Source organism: Paenibacillus plantarum, assembly GCF_013141695.1.
Lineage (GTDB): Bacteria > Bacillota > Bacilli > Paenibacillales > NBRC-103111 > Paenibacillus_E > Paenibacillus_E plantarum.
In genome coordinates this window covers 51,399-67,788 of sequence record NZ_WHNY01000087.1, presented here as the reverse complement: position 1 = coordinate 67,788, position 16,390 = coordinate 51,399, and the positions used below count along the sequence as shown (strand labels likewise).

Sequence of the window (16,390 nt, the reverse complement as noted above, 5' to 3'; positions counted from 1 at the left end):
TAATCTCCTTTTAAAGGGATGGTTAATTGTATTATACACGTTGGGTGAGGGAGAATTCATTAGGCTCCGTGCGATTGCGGGAAACACTTGAATATAAAATAATAAATCTTTATCCTACCGTTTATTTTTACCGAATTATGACAAATCGTGTCGTTTACAACCCCAAAAAAGTGCTGTAATCTTATTCTATTGAAAGGTGGCGATGATTCCTGAATTTCCTAAGAACCCTTTTGAACCTTTGGATTCCCTATAAGCGACTGACCGGCATTTTTTTATTTTGCCTTCTCCTAGAAGTTGGATATTCGGTAGCTGCTCCTGTGAGCCTGAAATATCTGGTGGACGAAGCTTTTATACCCAAAAATCTTCATCATTTCGCAATCATTTTGATCATACTGATTGGCACCGGCTTTCTCAATATTTGTGCAAGTATTGGCGGAGAATACGCACTAGGAAATCTCGGCGGCCAGATCATCAAAAAACTACGGATCGAGCTGTTTACACACTTACAACGGCAATCGCTCCCATTCCATCAAACATACAGAGTTGGCGATCTTGTCACCCGATTCTCGGCAGATATGGGCTCCGTGGAAAGAGTGGTGCGCATCGCATTCCCATTTTTTTTGAAGGAAGCTTTAAGTGTTCTGCTTGGACTCATTTTACTATTCTCTATTGAATGGAAGCTCACACTAGCTATGCTTGCCGGCTCCATGCTGATGTTTATCGGGCCAAGACTCCTCCAAGGGCGCGCGGAAGTCGCCAATATTCACTACAAAGAAGCACAGGAACGTTTCACGAATACGATTGATGAGATGGTTAAGGGACATAAAACGATTAAAAGTTTACATCTGCAAGCCAGGTTTCAAGAGCGAGCCCGTAAACAGGTGCATGAGCTCTTTTCCTTTGGCCTAAAATTACAACTTACCAATTCCATGATGGAGCGGCTCCCGCTTATATCACTTTTGATTTTGAACGGAATTATGATTGGCTTCGGCGGTTATTTGATCTTCCATGACATGATGACGATAGGCGGTTTTATGGCCTTTTTCACCTTATTCTTAAGTGTTGGACAGTCAGGCTCTAATTTAGCCTACATCATTCCGAACCTTATCGATTCCAATATTAGCTTTCGGCGCATCCGAGAAATTATGGATCATCAACCCAGCGTTCGGGAGGTTCCTCATCCTCTAGAGCTGCCTTCTTCTCTTCCCTCGATTCGGATGGATGATGTGACCTTTGGTTATAACGAGGAGTCCGATCAATTACGACATGTAAGCTTGCAAATTGCAGCTGGTAGCTATGTCGCTTTCATTGGCACCAGCGGCTCTGGCAAAAGTACTGCCCTGCAGCTGTTGTCCCGCTTTTATGATCCGAAGCAAGGCTCTGTCTCGATGGATAACTACGACATTCGCACCCTAAGTGAAGCTTCTTTACGAACACAGTCCACACTCGTTACGCAGGATACCTTCTTATTTAATACGACCATTCGGGATAACTTGCTGTTGGATAGCGGTGCTTCGGAAGATGAAATGATCGAGGCGGCCAAGCAGGCAAACATTCATGATGTCATTGCAAGTTGGCCTGACGGATACGATACACAGGTGCATCATGAAGGGGGCTCACTATCAGGTGGCGAACGCCAACGTTTATCGATTGCAAGAGCGCTCCTAAGGAAGCCGAACATTTTGCTGCTCGATGAAGTAACCTCAGCATTGGATCCAGCTACCGAAGCGGACATTAATCAGCTCGTTGATCGGCTTAGATCCGAGAAGACCATTGTATCCGTGACACATCGCTTATCCTCAGTTAAGAACGCCGACTGCATTTATGTTTTCCATGACGGCCGAATTGTGGACTCTGGTACCCACCATGAGCTTCTACATAAGAGCAATTTCTACCGGAGTCTCTGGGACAAGCAGTTTGGATTTAACCTATCTGAGGACGGACTCTACGCCACGGTGGATATGGACAGGCTTGCCAAGCTTCCCTTCTTCGAAGGTATTGCACCTCCGCTGCTTAAGAACATCGCTATGTTATTTACAACTGAAACCTGTAAAGAAGGCGAGAATGTTGTGAGCGAAGGCGATGAGGGCAACAAATTCTACATTATTGTCCGTGGTAAATTTGAAATTATAAAACGTATGCCTGATGGTGGGGAACGACGGGTCGCCGTACTGCAAGATGGGGATCATTTCGGTGAAATTGCCTTACTTCACAATGTCCCCCGAAACGCAACAGTAAGGGCGATAGGTCCCTCGGTACTGTTGTCCGTCAGACAAGAAGCTTTTCACCGTTTAATGGCTGAACACCCGCAGATTCTACAATCTTTGGAACAAACACTTCAGAAACGAATCGGATAATGACTGGAAGTCAGAAAGGAGATTCAAGATGACGATAAGTTACCAAAAGTGTGTCAGTGATGACGATTTCGCCAAGGCCAGTTTATTCATGTTATCCCATAAGCGCGACCTGCATGCTTCTTATTCTACGTTAGAAATGGTTACTCTCATCTATTCCTACGTGACTCAGGGCAATCTGATTTGTGCAAAAGATGCCGATAACCGTGTGGTCGGAATCGTAGCCTATTACTACGGAACACCTGAACAGGAATTTCAGGATAAGGATGTTGCCTTAGTAGATATTGCCATTGCAGATAGAGCTTATCGAGGGTCACGCTTATTTATCCAAGGACTGAATTATATGGTAAATCAGATCATGGAGGGACATCCACAGGTCCAGGAGTTCAGGCTTGCCGCCTTGGCCGAGAACGACTATCTCTGTCAGCTGTATGCCAAATTTACAAGATCACGCTTCGAACGCGAAGGCAGTCACGGCAAAGAAGTCGTTTTTTGTGAAAAAATTAACAATCTCAAGGATACCCTAAAGAAATTTACTAGGATATAATGGAAATAGAAATACAAATTACGACAAAAAGGAGGCAATCCGTATGTTTCCAGTACCCCCAACTCTCGACAAAGGTTCTAAAAAAGGCGGCGGCTTCGGTAAAATCGTTAAGGTTAACGATTCACTTCGCGTACAACCACAGTAATGTCTTTTGAATTCCGAGTAAGTGAATTTGAAATGGATCATGAAGCCTATATGAACTTCCTGCTGCACCATCATGACGAACTCAATTTGCCTTATACTTTCGGCATGAAGCTCAGCTTCATCAGTAGTCCGCTCTTTCTAGGTAAAGCCATGCTCATCATCAACGAAGATTCCTACGACATGGTCGGCGCGGCCGGCTTCGGTTACGGCACCGGTCCCGGCGATTACGAGGATCAGCATATTTGTCAGATCGAGGTTGCCTTTATTGAAAAAGAGATGCGGAGATCCTCTTTATTCGTACAAGGACTACGTGCACTGGTACATGCCATCAAGGCTGGCAATCCCGGCGTCGGGCAGGTTCAGTTCTGGACTTCCGCGGCCGAGGAGGGGCAGGATCGGCTTTTTGCCAAATTCCTTGCTCTGCCCGGCTCGACGAAAAACATTGTGAACACCTTAGCCCTCTATACGGTGCCGTTTCATGAACTTGAGGCTTATTGTCACCGTTTGAAGTAATTAGAGCAAGACAAAAAGGAGCTAGCCCATTTGTAGGGGTTAGCTCCTTTTTGGTCTCATTGTGATAGAAAATGGTCTCTTTAATTGGTTTTCGGGAGCTTGTTGATGAAGGCTTTCAGGCTTTCTTCTCCGTTGATAAACAGCCTTTTGAGCGAGTAAGGGTACTGCTGATTGGTTGTGTAGCCTTGATCGATCGTAAAAGCATACCGAAAGCCGTAATCTTTTAAGACCTTCAACGTTGTTTGGTTATATTCACCATAGGGATAGCAGAATACGTCTGCTTGTGTGCCTAGCTTCTCCTCAATTAACTTTCTAGCTTCTGTGATCTCATAGGCTTGTTGTTCTGCAGAAAGCTTAGGCAGATGAGGATGTGTCATGCCATGCGGTTGGATGTCCCAACCTGCTTGTTGGAGCTGCTTGACCTGTTCCCAATTCAAATAACCAGCGTCCTCGACCATGCCTGGTGACATGAAAAGCGTAGCAGGGAAATTGTATTTGGCCAGAATCGGCATTGCCTCCTCCACATTATCCACATAGCCATCATCAAAAGTAAGCAGTACAGGCTTATCTGGCGCTGCGTGAACACTTTTCTTTTCTATAAGGTTAATGAATGTTGTGAGAGAAATAGGCGTATACCCATGGTCGGACAGATATTTCATCTGCGCCTCTAGCTTGGCTGGAGAAATAACGACTACATTTCCTGGATCAATGGTGACGCTATGATAGTTGAGGACAGGAATGCTGACTTTGGATGAAGCATATGGAGTAACTACCCCATTGGGCATGTAGGTGTCCACGGTAACGGAAGTTGTCTGAGGTGGGGCTGTCAACTCTTGCACGGATGGTGTTGGTGCTGGAACGGATGGCGTCGGCGATGGGATTGTGTCCACTTGAGTTGGAAATGGTGGCTGCTCTGGCTTGTCCGGTGGAAGGGAAGAAAACTCCGCGGGTACAGGCGTAGACACGGAAGATTGGATGAGTTCTTCGGCTTGTACTTCTATGAGGATGGGAGCTGTTGAAGAATTAAGACCACTGATGAAAAAGAGAAAAAGAAGCGTAAACAATCCCGCTAGTACCGTGTAAAATAGGAACCTCTTCCTTCGGACGTTCATAGCAAACCACCCATTTCTCGAGGAATCATCTATCACTCTATTTGTAAGCCGTGATTGAGAGAAATATTCCTAGATTTTGGGAATGGGTGGGGAGATTGAACTTCTAACGGACACGAGTGACGTTATTTGTCCCAAAGATGGGCTTTTTAGAAACTAACGGACGCGATAGCCGTTAAATGGCCCTAACAAGCCGAAAGTTCCCTGATTTCAGTCAAATAAGGTCATCCATGTCCGTTAGCATAGCTAAGCAATCGAATATAGCCTAATAGCATCTGCTGTGTCCGTTAGCATCTTACTTGTTGCTACTTGTTGCTACTTGTTGCTACTTGTTGCTACTTGTTGACTAATGACACTGCTGATACTGCTAGATTGTTAATACTGTTAAGTAAAAAGCAAAAGCACCCAAGCAATTAAAGCAATCACCACTAAGATCGTGTCCCCACGCTCCCACTCTAGTGTGTTTTTCCTGAGCAACAACGTTGTACCATCAATTTGTTTCATCTCCATCGCGACGGTCATTTGTTCCGCTTTGTGGAACATGCCTAGTAAAAGTGGAACGACCAGCGCAGGAATGTCGCGCACGCGAACACTACCTGGGCGGACAGAGGCTTTGCCTCGTGCCCGCACGATCATCGAGAATTGCTGCCATTCCCGCATGATGAGCGGGATGAAGCGGAAAACAAACGAAACCGCCAAGGAGAAGGATGCCACGGGCAACTTTACTTTGTACAAATATTTCAAGGCCCAGTTCAGTCCTTGCACGAGCTGGCTATAGGGGGTCGACATGGCGAGCCAGCAGCCTGCCATCAAGACGACAAATAATCGTGTCAGAATAAAGGTGGTGCTCCAGCCATTGTCAACCGAGTAGCCAAGCGGTGAGAATTGGATCCCCGCCAGCGCGACGGAAAAGATCAGGAAAATCGCATACGACGTTGCGATTTTGCGGATTCCGCCCAACACACTGCGCGGGAGGCCGAGAAACGAGCAGCCCACGAGCGCTGCGGCCACCGCGAGGCTGCCCCACCCCTGCTGCCCCATCGTGCCGATGGCGAGCAGCAGGTAGAGCAGCCACTTCGCGCGCGGGTCCAGCCCCAACCACCCCGCCTGCGGCGCGGGTGGTTCCGGCGCCGGCCGCTGCGCGGGCCGCGGTGGCTGCGCCACGCGCGCGGCGTCCGTCCCCGCCGCTGGCGCAGAAGCGCTGGCGCTGCCCGCTTCGCGCAGCGCAGCCAAGATCGCCGATGCGGCAAGCGCCGGCGTGAGCAGATCCGGCGCGATGGCGATGCCGACGCGCGCCATCTCCACAGAGGCCTCCGCGCAGCTCGGGAGGCCAACCCCGGCGCGCGCCAGCACCTCGGGCGCGCGGCAGAGCTCTTGCGGCGAGCCGTCGAAGACGAGCTCGCCATGGTCTAGAACGAGGACACGGTCCGCTAGCGGAAAGAACGTGTCCAGATCATGCGTGGCGACGACGAGTCCGCCACGACCGACACGCTCGCGCAGCATGCGCAGCAGCTCGCGCACGGCGGCCGCCTCGAGCCCGGCAGTTGGCTCGTCCATGAGGAGCCAATCCGGCGCCGTAGCGAAGGTGGTCGCCAGCGCGAGCCGGCGCTGCTCGCCGCCACTGAGCGCGAAGGGCGAGCGATCCATGGCGAAGACGCCACGCGGATCGAGCGCATGGGTCGCCTCGCGAATGCGGCGATCCCGCTCTTCCTTTTCAAGTTTATACGGCCGAAGCGAATAAGCGAATTCTTGAGCTATGCTGCGTGCGAACAATTGCTGCTCGGGAAATTGAAACGTTAAGCCGAAGCGAAGCAATTGCTTGGGATCGGCTTTCATCGGTTTCAGCCAAATCGGCTGTTCATCCACCGTAATCGTTCCCGTTTGCGGCTTCAGTAGACCCGACATCACTTGCAGTAACGTAGATTTCCCTGACCCTGCGTGGCCGATAAGCAGAGTCACGGATCCTTCCTGCAGCATAAAGCTTATGTTCTGGAGCAACGTCACCTCAGGTGAATCAGGAACTGTTACTCCTACTTCCTTCAAGGCTATAGACATGAGATCACCTCCGCTAATTCTTCCATGTTCAGCGGGAGAGGGTCTAGAGTGAGTCCCTGTTCTAACAGATGCATCGCCGTTTGAATCACAAATGGCGGATCAAAGCCAAGTTCCACACAAGGCGAAGATATCTCGAAATTCTTTAATTCCTTTAATCTCTCAGATCTCTCAGATCTCTCAGATCTCTCAGATCTCTCAGATCTCTCAGATCTCTCAGATTTCTCGGATTTCTCAGATTCCCCCCCAGCTTCCCCATAAAAAAACTCACGCGGCTCCCCATCAAAGGTAATCCTTCCAGCTCCAAATCCGACAACACGACTCGCATCCGCCACCTCTTCTAGTCGGTGTGAAATCCATACAATCGTCGTTCCTCGTTGATGCGCCTGGCGCACAGCTTCGCGAACTTCTTTGCGAGATGCTGGATCCAGCATGGCCGTCGGTTCGTCCAAAAGCAGAACCTCTGGACTTGCTGCGAGTGCAGCAGCGAGATTTACGAGTTGTTTCTGTCCCCCAGATAAGGTAGCCATTGTACGCTCCGGCGATAGTGACAACCCTACAGCAGCTAATACTTCCGCATACCAGCTCCTGCGTTCCTCGGCCGTTAATTGTTGCGCTTGTGGTAAGAAATCTAGCTCCTCCGCTATCGTTTCTCCTAGAAATTGAGCTTCTGGCAATTGAAGCACGCCTCTTGTCGCCTGCGTCACATCGTCGGTTCTAAGCTGAACTTGCCCTTCCGACAATGGGTTCAGGCCTAGCAGCACGCTAGCAAGTGTACTTTTCCCACTCCCATTGGGTCCCACAACAGCGATCCACTCGCCTCTATGAATGTCTAGCGAGACACCCGACCATACACGTCGCCCTTCTCCTGATTCCATTCGATAGACGATCGAAGCGTTCTTTAATGACATTAATTTTTCTCTTGTAGGCATATGTAAAAAGTCCCTTTCACTTTTCTAGCAGTTGTGCTATCATCTGTATTGTCAACTTGTTATCCACTTATTCGGTTTACAATAGAATAACAATACCAGAAACAGGAGTGATCAACAATATGAAACTTACGTTACGTGGTGTAATTTTCAGCGCATTATTTGCAGCAATTCTCGTGTTATTCAGCTTTATCAAAATTCCTCTTCCTACGTCACCTGTACCCATTACACTTCAAACATTAGCCGTTATGCTTGCTGGAGGCTTACTAGGCGCACGATACGGATTCCTAAGTATGGCCCTTGTCGTCGTTCTTACCGCGTTGGGCTTTCCCCTTCTAGCTGGGACTGGCGGTATTGCCAAAGTTCTCGGACCAAGCGGTGGCTTTATCATGATCTGGCCGATATGCGCCCTACTCGTTGGTCTTATTTTACCGCGTATTCGTCTGAAAGGCATCAAGGGCTATATCGCTGCATTTCTTGTTCTTGAAGTTTTCGGTTCCCTTTTTGCATATTTAGCTGGCGTACCATGGTTAATGTATAAAGTTCCTGCTTATTCCTTTGCAGATGCAATGGCCGCCGGATGCTATCCATTTCTCGCTGGAGATGCGATTAAAGCGGTCGTAGCTGCACTCATCATTGCGCCTGTTCGCCAAGTCTTCCCGCCACAGCGCCTTACAGGTTCATCTTCACATAGCATTGTAAAGACAGAGAATTCGCAGGATGCGTTGACTCACTAATGCACAAATAAGAGCCATCCTCAAGTAGCTGATCTACTTAAAGATGGCTCTTTCATTTGTCTATTAACTTTTACTCTTGTACTTTTAACTTTTACTCTTTTACTTCTTCGTAAACCACTCATTTAAAGCATCAATCGCAGTCTTCCCGCCCTTAGCATCAAATTCCTGTGTAAATTTGTCGAACTCTGACAAATCACGTTTACCCATAATAAATTTCATTGAGTTTTCTTCAACATAATTACGAAGTTCTGTGAATTTGGTATCGTACGCTTCAATCGATGGCGCAAAGTTCGTTTCCTCACGGGATTTTTTGAATTTAAGCTGAGGCTCATAATAAGGCAATAAGCTTTTGGCTTTCAGTCTTGCATCAATACCAAAATCCGTATCCCCTAAGCCGTACATCGAACGCCAGCTAATTTTGTCACTTTGTTCTTTCGTCTGCGTATATACCCCATTTGCTTCTGTGTAATCCTCGCCTTTAATACCATAATTAATCAAGATATCGGTTTCTGGCTTGTACAAGAAGTTCAGGTATTGCGCTGCACCCAACTTATTTTTAGCTTGTTTGGGAATCACAACGTACTGCGTTGAAATCGAAGCATCTTGAATCCCCGATTGACCATTTTTGCCAACTGGAGGTGCAATAAACTGTACAGAGCCGCCATTTTTCTTTTCCTGTAGGGCTTTGTCCACGTCAATGCCTGATGAGAAATACAACGTATTAAACACGGCTGTTCCGTTAATTAACTTATCTTTGCTATCTTTATTAACTGCAAATTCAGGATCCAATAATCCTTCGTCATACCATTTTTTAAGCGTTGTTACGAATTCTTTGTATTCCGGCTGTACCCAGGAGAATTTCAATTTCCCGTCTTTGACGACTGTAGGTGTAGAAACGCCGAAGGCAGCGGAGAAAGGGAAAAATCCATCAAAGAAAGATCCCGCACTTGAAGTCGCCATCGTTAGTGGCGTAATATTTTTCTTCTCTTTAATTGTCTTCATGGTTGAATAGAACTCATCGATCGTTGTTGGCGCATTCAAGTTTAATTCTTTCAAAATATCCGCACGCTCAATAAGGCCGTTGCCTACTTTTAAGGCATTTCGATATGGGATCGCATACACTTTCCCTTCATACCTCAAAGCATCTAGCGTCTCTTTACTTGCCATCGTGGACAAATTCGGAATTTGCTTGGCAATTAAATCATCGAGAGGCTCGAGCGCGCCTTGTTTGGCCAGTTTAAAGTAGTCGGATTTGCCATTGACCATGATAAGATCAGGCACATCGCCAGAAGCAAAGATGATAGATGTTTTCTGCGATGGATTTTCATTTGGAAGTGACTCATATTGAATATTAAAGCCCGAGTTCTCCCTTAACTTATTAATAATCTTATTATTATTCATGGTGTCTGAACCTTTGAATTGCTCCATAACGCCGTGGTACAGTCGGGTAATTTTTAAATCCTTGAGCGCTTTGGTTTCTCCCTCACTCCCACTTGTTGCCGTCGCAGTCTTTTCTGCTCCTGTCTGTCCTGCGTCCTTGCTTGTGCTGCACCCCGCCATGACAAGCATACACATGACTACACTCATACTGATTGCCGCTGTTTTTCTATAAACCATGATTGCGCCTCCCTATTTAATTATACATATATGAAAGTTCGGAAAAAGTCATGGAATTATCCCTTGACCGCACCTAACATAACACCTTTAACAAAATATTTTTGAATGAAGGGATACACACAAAGGATCGGAAATACCACGCAAATGATGGCTGCTGCCGTCGTTGATTCTGGTGTGAGTTCACTTAACACGCCGCCTGTCGTCATGTCTCCCGTCTTGGAGTTGGTCACGATCTGCATCAGGAATACTTGCAGTGGCATCAGACCTCTATCGGTGATATACATCATCGCTTGAAAAAAGCTATTCCAGTAACCGACGGCATAAAACATCGCGATCGTTGCAATGGTTGGTAGAGATAAAGGCAGATAGATCCAAGTAAGAATCCGTATGTTGGAAGCCCCATCCATAATTGCCGACTCTTCCAAAGCCTCGGGCAGGCTCAAAAAATAGTTGCGGATTAGGATTAGATTAAACGGTGCCAAGGCCAGTGGCAGCATAATCGACCAGAGTGTGTTCAGTAATCCTAATTGCTTCACAACCAGATAGGTTGGAATTAGACCACCACTGAAGAACATCGTGATGACAAAGAACAACATAAACCCTCTTTTAAAAGGAAAGTTTTTCCTAGAGAGTGGAAACGCAGCCAATACAGTGACAGCCATGCTGATTGCCGTTCCAACTACAGTAATAATCAAGGAATTCCAAAATGACATGTAAAACTGTTTATAAGAGAGTACATATTCATAGGAAGCAAAGTTGAAGCCTTTCGGCCATAGCCAAATCTCTTTAGCTAGAATAAACGTTTCGCCACTGAGTGACTTCGCTACAATATGAATCAAAGGTACAATCGTTGATAATGAGAGCAGCGACAATAGGATGACATTTACATAATTAAATATGGATTCTCTCCGAATTCTTTTCATGACAAGCCCTCTACTTTCTCTTCCTTAGAAAATTCCTTCTTCCCCCATTTTCCTCGCAAATACGTTGGCCAAAATCAGAAGTACGCAGCCAATGACTGACTTGAATAATCCCGCTGCTGTCGTTAGACCAAATTGCATAGAGCCTAGGCCCACTCGAAACACATACGTATCAATGATATCCGCCACATCATAGACAGTTGGGTTATACATAACCAGTACTTGTTCAAAACCTGCATCTAAGATATACCCGATTCGCAACAAGAGAATGACTATAATGGTTGACTTCAGACCTGGAAGAGAAATATGCCAAATTTGTCGAAAACGATTCGCACCGTCCACGGTAGCCGCTTGATATAGCTCTTCATTAATCCCTATCAGTGCAGCGAGATAAATGATGGCTCCCCAGCCTGCTTCTTTCCAAACATCTGAACCCACGAGAATCCAGCGAAAAATTCGTTCATCCGACATAAAAAAAATCGGATCAAAGCCTAACATTTCGATGATTCTATTGATGATCCCGCTGCTTGGAGACAACATATCAATGGCAAGACCGCCAATAATGACCCATGAAATAAAGTGAGGCAGATACGTGATCGTCTGCACCATTCGTTTGAACCTGACGAATTTGAGTTCATTCAGCAGCAAGGCTAGAATAATGGGAATAGGAAACCCTACGAGCAGTTTCATCAAGGAGATCATAACGGTATTTCTGACTACCCTTGGGAATTCATCGAACGTGAATAACTCGCGAAAATATTGAAATCCCACCCAATCGCTACCCCACACACCTTCCATCAAATTGTAGTCTTTGAAGGCAATGATGACGCCATACATCGGCATATATTTGAAGAGGAGGATGAGGATGACCGCAGGCAGTACCATGAGATACAAATCCCAATACTTCAGAAGCTTGACAGACCTCCCTTTTGTTATTTTCACTTCCCTGTTTACTGTCAACGAATTTGTCTTCATCATGTGTGATCTCCTTAGCTATCGTGCTCTTCTCTTGTACTAACTATATCCCGACAGGTAATGAAAATGTAGACTAATCCTTCTACTTTAATGACCACAATTTCTACGTTTTTACATGCAAAAAAAGACACCAACAGTTCGTGTTGAATGTCTTTTTTCATCAAAAAACTTATGACTTGTTCATTTCACTTGGCTTGATTCCCCAGTACTTCTGAAAGCTCCGCGAGAAGTAATTCCCGTTCTTATACCCGACTCGTTCTGCTACTTCATACACTTTGCTCCCCGTAGCCAGCAGCTCCTTCGCCTTTTCCATCCGTAGTCTCAGTACGCTATCCGAGAAATTGCTGCCGGTCACTTCCTTAAAGATCCGGCTCGCGTAGGCATAATTCATATACATCTTTTCAGCGACAAAATATAAACTTAGCTCTTCCTCATATAAATGCCGATCAACGAAAGCCAAAATTTCACTCACCGTAATATGCGTACCCGATTTACGGCGATCGCTAATCGATCGGCTAATTCGCGCCATCATGCGATGTAGCCATTCCATGAGCTGTTCCTTCGTCAACAACTGATTAAAGTTCATAAAATCTGTGTAGTCTTCGGCAAGCGTTTCGCGTAAACTCCACCCGTGAGAATTGACAATTCGCGTCAGTAATGCCGTGATGCGGAGAAGCATCTCTTTCGCCTCGGCAATGGGATGGCTCGGCGAGAAACCGATATCCATCAACGTGCTGATGAGCTCTGACCGCTTGCTCTCATTGCCCGTTTCCACAGCTATTTCAATGTCCTTCTCCAGATCATTCATATTCAACCAGACTGACTTCGAAGGCGCATCGTTCCGATAAGGAATGACGGTTTCATTGCCCAGCACGATGCGTTCCTGCAGCGCCATTCTACTCTGCTTATAGGCAATCGGCAGCAAAGCTTGATCTTCCACACAAGTTCCAAGGCCAGCGCTGGCTGTCAGCTTCAAGCAGGATTTAACCGTGCTAAGCAGTCTGCCGAGCTGCTGATTCACTTTGAGTTGAAATCCTGACACCTCTACACTTGAAGGGGCAAAGAAGATAATGGCCGTCAACCCGTCATCATCCTGCAGAACGATGCCATCCCTATCCTCCACGACATCCCGGGTAATGTTAAACAGCGAATACTGAATTAAGGGCCGCTCCCCTGAATGGAAACGGACATCGGTTTCGGCGATCGGATCCATATCGAGCGTGACAGGCAAATAGATATTGCCCGCTAGGGAGTAGCCGATTTCCTGACTGCGTTTTTCTAATTCCCACGTAGACAAACGCCCGCTCAACCAATTTTTATAAAAAGACTGTTTAAGATGCGGCAGATGCTCTTTCCATCGCTGCTTCAGAAGCGCTATGTTATGAATATCATTCAATTCCTGTTCACGAAGTTGTTTGGCTCTCAATACCGTTTCCAGTACAACCTCATTCTCCGCCGGCTTTACCAGATATTTGACAACGCCATAATCGATGCTATCCCGTGCATATTCGAAATGGTCAAAACCCGTTAATATGATAACCTTCACATGCGGATATTCATCCTTCAGTACCTTTGCCAGCTCAAGACCACTCATATCAGGCATATGAATATCTGTAATGACGATATCAATGCAGTCCTTTTCTACAGCCACGACGGCTTCCCTGCCGTTTGCCACAGCACCGGCAATTTCAATGTCATAGTCTTTCCATGGAATCCCATAGGCAATCCGCTCTCTGACTTGAAATTCATCTTCAGCGACGAGCAGCTTCATGATCTTCTTCCCCCACTCGTATAGGTATGATTAAGGTAACCTTTGTTCCGAGTCCCTCTTCACTTTCAATCCGGACGTCCGCTTCTTCTCCATAATATAACTTCATTCTTGATTTCACATTTTTCATCCCAAAAAATTGACTCGACGGGCTTTCTTGCGGCACTCGGTAAAGCTTACTTGTCAGTATACTTAGCTCCAGTTGGATTTGCTTCAGCAAGGCGTCTGGCATGCCCATGCCTGTATCTTCTACATCGATGAATAAAAGATGTTGATGAACCCTGGAGCGAATTCGCAGTTCGCCTTCAAACGGGCATTTCTCAAGTCCATGAATAATCGCGTTTTCTACAATGGGCTGCAGCAGCAATTTGAGTACAGGGATGTTCTCGGAGCCTTTTTCCAAATCAATCTCAACTGAAAAGTGCGCAGTTCGCATCTGTTGAACACGAATGTAATACAGCAGATGCTGCATCGTTTCCTCTAATGTAAAATGATTTCGTCCCTTTCCCAAGCTAACTCTGAAAAATTTGGCCAAGTTCAAGACCATTTCGCTAATTTCTTTCATATTGAATTTGACAGCAACCGAATAGATGGAATCCAGTGTATTATAAAGAAAATGCGGATTGATCTGCGATTGCAGCAAACTAAACTCCGACTTGGCTAAACGCAGCTCCTTCTCATAATCCTCCTCAATCATAACTCGCTGAGACTCCGCCATCTGATTAAAACCGTTCATCACGAGTCCGAATTCATCTCTTCGATCATGTCTGATTTGATAGTTCAGATCCCCCTTGCCAATGAATTTGAAAGCGCTTGATAATTGGCGCAAAGGCTTTAATATTTGAATGTAAATCAGCCAAGCCGTCCACACGGCAAGAAGCACGCTAAGTAGAATAATAAGATAGGTAAAGAGCTGCAACCGATGCGATTGTTCGAAAATTTCATCCTTTGGCTGCTCTAATTGAATAGACCACGCACCGCTTGTTTCTTTCATTGAGAACATGTCGGAAGCATAGGCTTGCTTAGATGCAGGGTTGGTCTCCAGAATCAGCCTGTTATTATAAAATAAAGAAATGTTCATCCGCTCGGTCGTTTGGAGATGTTGAATAATACTCTGAAGCGACGATTTATTTACAGCAAAAATTAACACATTCGGCTCTGGCGAATCTCTTAACACGTCAAGCAACCTAATATAGTAGATATTGGAGCCTTTCAAATATACGTTCTGATCCCCGCTGGAACCCGCAGTAGGAATATAAATAACCAAAGAACCAATGCCCCGAACGACTTGCTGGAACCAGCCTTCTTCTTTCACCTGAGGCCATCTGAACGCCCCCAGCGCTGTCGAAACGCCATTGCCGCTAGCTCCATGAACAATATAGGCCTCTTGAATGGCACCGTTAATATTGGCAAGAGAAGTCAGCTGCTGCATGACTGTATGAATATCATATAAATGAGTCGGGTTAAGCGGGTCTTCAATATCCCTAAAGATGTTTACGATACTGGGATTGGAGCTAATCAGTAGGGTCTGCTGGTCCATATTTGTAGCAATTTGCTCCATATAGGCAAGTGACGTCAGGAGTGCCCCCTTCGTCCGGTCACTAATTTGCACATTCATAATGCCTTGCGAGTAGTTATTGGCAAAAATACTTACACTGACCAGTGGTATGAGAATAAGCAAAAAAGTTAAGGTAAGCTTGAGCTGTAAGGAAATCGCACCCTGTGTGCTTTTCACGGTCGCACCTTCCTCTCTATGCCTGAGCCTCGGTGTGCAGTTCTCCAACTCCCCGGCGGGCTGCCGTAATATTTGGTGAAAGCATGGGTGAAAGCATAGGCATCGGAATAGCCGAGCAATAACGAAACTTCGCTGATCATATAACCAGAGGAAAGCAGCTCGGCTGCTTTTTCCATTCGCAATCGATGCAAATACTGGACAGGTGATACCCCCATTTCCTCCGAAAACATTTTCGAAAAATAAGTGCGGTGTAGGGCTACGTAATCGGCAACATCACGAACTGTAATATTTTCCATATAGTAGGTGTCCATAAACGCAACGCTTTTAGGGATCCAGTTCTCTTTGCCGGTCTGATTCTTTTCGGAAGGATCCGAGGGCACCATAAGACCGAAAATGCGGTATAGGATGGAACATAACTCGTTATGCCGTTTCATGTCGTATTTACGGGGAAGAAACAACTGGCGAAGTGTAGCTTCAAGCTCCTTGGACATGACCCCGTACAGGTAAGGAGCGGCCTTGCTAAAGCCAGCAGCAGCAAAGAGTTCTGGCGCTTGCGATCCATCCATGGAGATCCAAATCATCTGTAATGTTGTATTGCTCGGAGCTAGCCGATAACGGAACGTACTCCCCGGTACCATTGCAAACACATCGCCTTTGGACAAAATAATATGCTCTTTGTCAAAGGTGAACTCAACCTTCCCCTCCATAATAAAGTGCATATTGTAATACTCAAGAAGCATGGGCCCTGCTTGATAACCAGGCTTAGCGATATTTCGACCAAGACGGAGCGGCCAGATGCCGCCTTTTTTGGCGAATTCGTCAGGGACGAATAGCTTTGATTCAAAAAATTCCTTAGCGGTTTCCTGCACGCCGATCACCATCCTATCCGTTATCCCTTCTATTGTAGCAAATGCTGAAGATGATTGAATATGGCGCAGAAGCGAAATAAAAACCTCTCTCTTTGGCCGTTGGATCCCGCCTGTTTGAGAG

Annotated in this window: 13 protein-coding genes; 4 read left to right on the top strand and 9 right to left on the bottom strand. The window is 46.2% G+C overall.

Annotated features, from left to right (window positions below; genetic code table 11):
- The first annotated feature begins 230 nt into the window (after nt 1–230).
- From GC096_RS34845 to GC096_RS34835, 3 genes are all read left to right on the top strand, one after another.
- The gene (locus tag GC096_RS34845) at nt 231–2,357 is read left to right on the top strand and encodes an ABC transporter transmembrane domain-containing protein (RefSeq protein ID WP_171637206.1); all 2,127 of its coding nucleotides are present in this window, start codon (nt 231–233) and stop codon (nt 2,355–2,357) included.
- Between the two features lie 28 nt (nt 2,358–2,385).
- On the top strand, nt 2,386–2,901 hold the full coding sequence (locus GC096_RS34840) for a hypothetical protein (RefSeq protein WP_171637204.1): 516 nt from the start codon (nt 2,386–2,388) through the stop codon (nt 2,899–2,901).
- A 177-nt stretch (nt 2,902–3,078) separates the two neighbouring features.
- A complete protein-coding gene (locus tag GC096_RS34835) occupies nt 3,079–3,558 on the top strand; it encodes a hypothetical protein (RefSeq protein ID WP_171637202.1) in 480 nt (159 codons plus the stop codon).
- A gap of 80 nt (nt 3,559–3,638) precedes the next feature.
- Here GC096_RS34835 and GC096_RS34830 read toward each other — a convergent pair whose 3' ends face one another.
- The 3 genes from GC096_RS34830 to GC096_RS34820 all read right to left on the bottom strand — a co-directional run bounded on the left by GC096_RS34830 (nt 3,639) and on the right by GC096_RS34820 (nt 7,630).
- Nucleotides 3,639–4,670: a polysaccharide deacetylase family protein gene (locus GC096_RS34830; RefSeq protein ID WP_246303190.1), complete on the bottom strand. Its 1,032-nt coding sequence runs from the start codon at nt 4,668–4,670 to the stop codon at nt 3,639–3,641.
- Nucleotides 4,671–5,051: 381 nt separating this feature from the next.
- Nucleotides 5,052–6,722, bottom strand: coding sequence for an ATP-binding cassette domain-containing protein (locus GC096_RS34825; protein ID WP_171637200.1), 1,671 nt, complete (start codon nt 6,720–6,722; stop codon nt 5,052–5,054).
- The gene (locus GC096_RS34820; protein WP_246303189.1) at nt 6,713–7,630 is read right to left on the bottom strand and encodes an energy-coupling factor ABC transporter ATP-binding protein; all 918 of its coding nucleotides are present in this window, start codon (nt 7,628–7,630) and stop codon (nt 6,713–6,715) included. The genes GC096_RS34825 and GC096_RS34820 overlap by 10 nt, the downstream gene beginning before the upstream one ends.
- A 140-nt stretch (nt 7,631–7,770) precedes the next feature.
- Here GC096_RS34820 and GC096_RS34815 point away from each other — a divergent pair, with 140 nt between their 5' ends.
- Complete coding sequence (locus tag GC096_RS34815; RefSeq protein ID WP_171637188.1) at nt 7,771–8,385, top strand: biotin transporter BioY; 615 nt, start codon at nt 7,771–7,773, stop codon at nt 8,383–8,385.
- Between the two features lie 99 nt (nt 8,386–8,484).
- On the opposite strand, the gene GC096_RS34810 is transcribed toward GC096_RS34815, so the two are convergent.
- The 6 genes from GC096_RS34810 to GC096_RS34785 all read right to left on the bottom strand — a co-directional run bounded on the left by GC096_RS34810 (nt 8,485) and on the right by GC096_RS34785 (nt 16,281).
- Entirely contained in the window at nt 8,485–10,002 is a 1,518-nt protein-coding gene (locus tag GC096_RS34810) for an extracellular solute-binding protein (RefSeq protein ID WP_171637186.1), read from the bottom strand.
- A 56-nt stretch (nt 10,003–10,058) separates the two neighbouring features.
- Complete coding sequence (locus GC096_RS34805) at nt 10,059–10,925, bottom strand: carbohydrate ABC transporter permease (RefSeq protein ID WP_171637178.1); 867 nt, start codon at nt 10,923–10,925, stop codon at nt 10,059–10,061.
- A gap of 24 nt (nt 10,926–10,949) precedes the next feature.
- On the bottom strand, nt 10,950–11,900 hold the full coding sequence (locus GC096_RS34800; RefSeq protein ID WP_171637176.1) for an ABC transporter permease: 951 nt from the start codon (nt 11,898–11,900) through the stop codon (nt 10,950–10,952).
- 166 nt (nt 11,901–12,066) lie between these two features.
- Entirely contained in the window at nt 12,067–13,668 is a 1,602-nt protein-coding gene (locus GC096_RS34795) for a response regulator (RefSeq protein ID WP_171637175.1), read from the bottom strand.
- The gene (locus tag GC096_RS39415; protein WP_171637173.1) at nt 13,649–15,400 is read right to left on the bottom strand and encodes a sensor histidine kinase; all 1,752 of its coding nucleotides are present in this window, start codon (nt 15,398–15,400) and stop codon (nt 13,649–13,651) included. The genes GC096_RS34795 and GC096_RS39415 overlap by 20 nt, the downstream gene beginning before the upstream one ends.
- Nucleotides 15,397–16,281, bottom strand: coding sequence for an AraC family transcriptional regulator (locus GC096_RS34785; protein WP_171637171.1), 885 nt, complete (start codon nt 16,279–16,281; stop codon nt 15,397–15,399). Before GC096_RS34785 ends, GC096_RS39415 begins: the two co-directional genes overlap by 4 nt.
- Between the last annotated feature and the right edge of the window lie 109 nt (nt 16,282–16,390).